Here is a 4,382-nt window from a genome sequence, read left to right as displayed (position 1 = left end):
GCTATGGACTCTGAGCGTTTCCTTGAAGGAGAAGCCGTCATTGATTGGAGTCAAAACCTATCATAAAACTAAAAACCACCTTTTACGGTTATAGGTAAAGGGTGGTTTTTTTAATGGGATTGTTAGCTTTATGGTTGAACTATAATCTACAGGTTATTCCACAAACGGGCCGGTTTGTTGAAGACTCAGTTTTGAGATATCTCGGGTCCTTTGCCAAAAGTTTGATGAGGGGGCTACGGAAACAACTCGCTTTCCTGCGGGGGAACTGGCAAGCCTCCTCAGTCGTTAACACTCCTTGTGGGGTCTCGCCTATCTCCTTCTCCCGCGGGAGTCTCGTTGTTTCCTTCGCCACCCTATCATGGAAGAGGGAACGGCCCCTTCTATAAGCGATAGGGAGATGCTTGATCCGCCTCAAATGCTTCTATAGCAGTGATTATCTACACGTATACGCTAATTATTATTGGTTTATCTAAGTCATATGGAGGGACGTTTCAAACATGATTTCGAGCTCCCTATTTCGCAAGGTCTGGAGGGGGACGATGTAGACTCCTGCGGGATGAACATGTTCGGTGAGACCCCGCAGAGCTTGCTCGAGGAGGCTCAGCACATGCCCGCGGAAAGCGAAATCGTCCCCCGGAGGACCTTCCTCATAACCCAATATCTCGAAATCAAGTCTTCAACTAACGGGAGCTTTACTTTAAAGTTAAATGGAGATTTAATAGGGGCGAAGTAAGAAAAAAGCCTGTAGAGAAAGTTTTCTCTACAGGCTTGTGGGTTTTATTGGCTAAGAACTTCTTTAATTTGAGTAATTGCCCATTCAAGATCCTCTTTTTCAATGATAAGAGGAGGACCAAAACGAATGACGTTTTCGTGTGTTTCTTTACAAAGCAGTCCTTTTGCTTTCAACTCTTCACAGTAGCCGCGGGCAGGTTCTGTCATTTCAACGCCAATGAACAACCCTTTACCACGAACTTCCTTGATCTTCGGATTATCGATTGACTGCAGTTCTTTCTTCATGTATTCACCGAGTTCAAGAGAACGTTCGGCCAGATTTTCTTCTTCAAGTACATCGAGAGAAGCAACAGATACAGCGCAGGCTAATGGATTTCCGCCAAATGTAGACCCGTGAGAGCCCGGGTTAAATACGCCCAGCACTTCTTTATTCGCCACTACACATGAAATAGGGAATACTCCGCCTCCTAGTGCTTTGCCGAGAATTAACATGTCAGGACTTACGTCTTCCCAGTCGCAGGCAAACATTTTACCGCTTCGGCCAAGACCTGCCTGGATTTCATCAGCTATGAACAGCACGTTGTTTTCCTGACAAACCTCATAGGCTTCTTTCAAGAATCCTTCTGGAGGAATAACAATACCCGCCTCACCCTGGATCGGTTCAAACAGGAATCCGGCTGTATTTTCAGTGATGGCTTCTTTTAGAGCCTCTACATCGCCGTAAGGAATCAACTTGATGCCTGGAAGCGTCGGACCGAATCCGCGTTTGTATTCTTCTTCTGAAGAAAGGGATACGGCTGTCATCGTTCTTCCGTGGAAGTTGCCGGTACAGGCGATGATTTCGGCTTGATTATCTTCTACTTTCTTCACATCGTAAGCCCACCGTCTAGCTGCTTTAACAGCTGTTTCAACGGCTTCTGCTCCTGTATTCATTGGAAGAGCCATTTCCTTATTGGTAATTTTACAAATCTTCTCATACCACGGTCCAAGCTGGTCGTTATGGAAAGCTCGGGAAGTTAGGGTGACACGGTCGGCCTGGTCTTTTAGTGCTTGAATAATTCTCGGATGACGGTGTCCCTGGTTCACCGCAGAGTACGCGCTTAACATATCCATGTAGCGGTTACCTTCTGGATCCTCTACCCATACGCCTTCCGCTTTCGATACAACGATCGGAAGTGGATGATAGTTTTTGGCACCATATTCTTGTGTTTGATCAATGATTTCTTGACTGTTTACTGACATGATATCCCTCCAATTACATTTCAATCTTTTATTATTATAACAGGTTTGTTTTATTATTCTCACCCTAACAAGGTACTTATTGGTAGGAAATTTTGACGGACTCGTGCTATTATATCCGTAGATTCATGTAAAAGGAGGAAGAACATTGGCACATCTACATATTACCTCGTGGGTAATCGCATTTGCTTTAGTGGGACTTGTTACAACATTTGCCCGGAGCGGGAATGATAAAGGGGCAAAAATTTCCCATATGATTCTGCGGGCGGACTATTTATTGATTCTTTATTCAGGAGGATCACTCTTTGCGAGCTACGCAAACTATGGCGGGCTGATCATTTTTAAGGTGCTTGTTGGCTTATGGACAATTGCAGCTATGGAAATGGCGTGTGTGAAGTATAAGAAAAAGAAACCAGCTGCTATTTGGTGGACACAGCTGGTAGTAGCTGGAGCCATTGCAATTATTTTAGGCTTTGGTTTTCTTGGAGCAGGCATACTTCCTGCAAAATAAAAAAAGCGGCAAGCCTTGTACAGGCTTTGCCGTTTTTTTTTGGGGGGATTTTCTACTGTCCTAGAATGAGCTTCGCTACTTGGGGGGTAACGGAAGATATCCTTTATCAGTTATAATGATAATCATTCTCATTTAGGTTGTCAAGCAGAACTTTTTAATAAGCGGCGAGCCGCTGTCATATAGTAAGCTATGATGTGTTTTTTAGGATTCAGCTTACTTTAAAGGATGGTGAAGCTTAATGTGCGGTATTGTGGGTTGGATTGACGAGAAAAATAAAGTGCAGAATAAAGCCCCTCTTTTAAAAAGGATGGCCGATACCATCCGGCACCGTGGTCCAGATGATTATCAAACGTGGCTGGATGGCCCGGCAGCTTTCGGACACCAGCGTCTAATTGTTGTAGACCCGAATGGCGGCAAGCAGCCAATGATTCGGGAGGCACATAACGAACAGTATGTGCTTTGCTATAACGGTGAGTTATATAATACGGATGAAGTACGAGATACATTAAAAGCGAAAGGCTGGACGTTCCGCTCTCATTCGGATACGGAGGTTGTCCTCGTCAGTTTTATGGAGTGGGGCAAAGAATGTGTGGAACAATTAAACGGCATTTTCGCCTTCAGTATTTGGGAGAAAAAGAGAAAGCGTCTGTTTTTAGCCAGAGACCGGCTCGGGGTTAAGCCGCTGTTTATACGACATCAGACGGACGGTCTGATGTTTGCTTCTGAAATGAAAGCCATCCTTGCCCATCCGGATGTAGAACCAAGGGTTGGAACGGAAGGAATTCAGGAAATTCTTACGCTTGGACCTTCGAGAACACCAGGGCACGGCATTTTTGAAACGCTGCAGGAACTGCGTCCAGGTCACCGGGCATTTTGGGAAAAAGGAAAGCTTTCGATCGAGCGTTACTGGAACGTGAAGAGCGCCGAGCACACCGACACATGGGATGATACCGTAGCGCGCGTGCGGGAATTATTTATTGATGCTTCCGAACGGCAGCTCGTTTCTGATGTAACGCTAGGTACTTTTTTATCGGGAGGGGTGGACTCAAGTGCTATTACCGCCGTAGCCGCTGAAAAATACAAAAATGAACATAAGGGCGCCCTGCAGACCTTTTCGATTGATTATAAAGATCAGGATAAATTCTTTAAGAAGAGCGCTTTTCAGCCGGATCGTGATGAAGCTTATATTAAGAAAGTCTCAAGCCAGCATCAAACCCGTCATTACGTGATGGAAGCGACACCGGAAGACCTAATATCAAGGCTAAAACAGGCCGTCACGTTAAGAGATCTGCCAGGCATGGCTGATGTTGATTCATCGCTGTTATGGTTCTGTGAAAAAATAAAATCTCATGTCACCGTCGCATTGTCAGGAGAATGTGCCGATGAGATTTTTGGAGGCTATCCGTGGTTTTATAGAAAAGAGGATCAGGAGCGGAAAGGGTTTCCATGGATCCGTTCCCTGGATGAACGAATGAATTTAGTAAGGACGGATGTCAGCGAGAGCGTGGATATGGAAGCATATATGTTGAAACGCTATCAGGAGACAATCGATGAAACGCCGGTTCTTGCAGGGGAAGACAAAAAAGCGGTGAAACATAGACAGATGTCTTATCTGAATATGAACTGGTTCATGCAGACGCTTCTTGAGCGTAAAGACCGGATGAGTATGGGGGCGAGTCTTGAGGTGCGTGTACCTTTCAGCGATCATCGTCTGGTGGAATATGCGTGGAATATTCCGTGGAGCATGAAATTTCACGGGAATCAGGAAAAAGGTTTGCTGAGGGAAGCGTTGCGTGGCGTTCTTCCTGATGAAGTGCTGTTCAGAAAGAAAAATCCATATCCAAAAACATTTCACCCCGCTTATACAAAAGCTGTCTGTACATGGATGAATGAAATAGTA

3 protein-coding genes are annotated in these 4,382 nt (G+C 45.1%); 2 read left to right on the top strand and 1 reads right to left on the bottom strand.

The genetic code is table 11. The features are described 5' to 3' along the window. Positions 1-777 precede the first annotated feature (777 nt). Positions 778-1,974, bottom strand: a complete 1,197-nt coding sequence (locus tag WAM07_RS09450; protein ID WP_014642518.1) for an ornithine--oxo-acid transaminase — start codon at positions 1,972-1,974, stop codon at positions 778-780. A 145-nt stretch (positions 1,975-2,119) separates the two neighbouring features. Between WAM07_RS09450 and WAM07_RS09445 the strand changes: the two genes are divergently transcribed. Together WAM07_RS09445 and asnB are read left to right on the top strand one after the other, a co-directional pair. Further along, on the top strand, positions 2,120-2,482 hold the full coding sequence (locus WAM07_RS09445) for a YisL family protein (RefSeq protein ID WP_422166326.1): 363 nt from the start codon (positions 2,120-2,122) through the stop codon (positions 2,480-2,482). Positions 2,483-2,720: 238 nt separating this feature from the next. Then, positions 2,721-4,382, top strand: a 1,662-nt coding sequence (gene asnB / locus WAM07_RS09440; protein ID WP_422166324.1) for an asparagine synthase (glutamine-hydrolyzing), incomplete at its 3' end; no start/stop codon positions are given.

This window comes from Halobacillus sp. (genome assembly GCF_049282395.1).
GTDB lineage: Bacteria > Bacillota > Bacilli > Bacillales > Halobacillaceae > Halobacillus.
Note: the sequence above shows the minus strand (reverse complement) of the source record. Positions and strands in the feature narration are given on the sequence as shown.

Coding starts and splice junctions, on each gene's coding strand:
- WAM07_RS09450 (WP_014642518.1), bottom strand. CDS start 1,974: ATGTCAGTAAACAGTCAAGAAATCATTGATCAAACACAAGAATATGGT.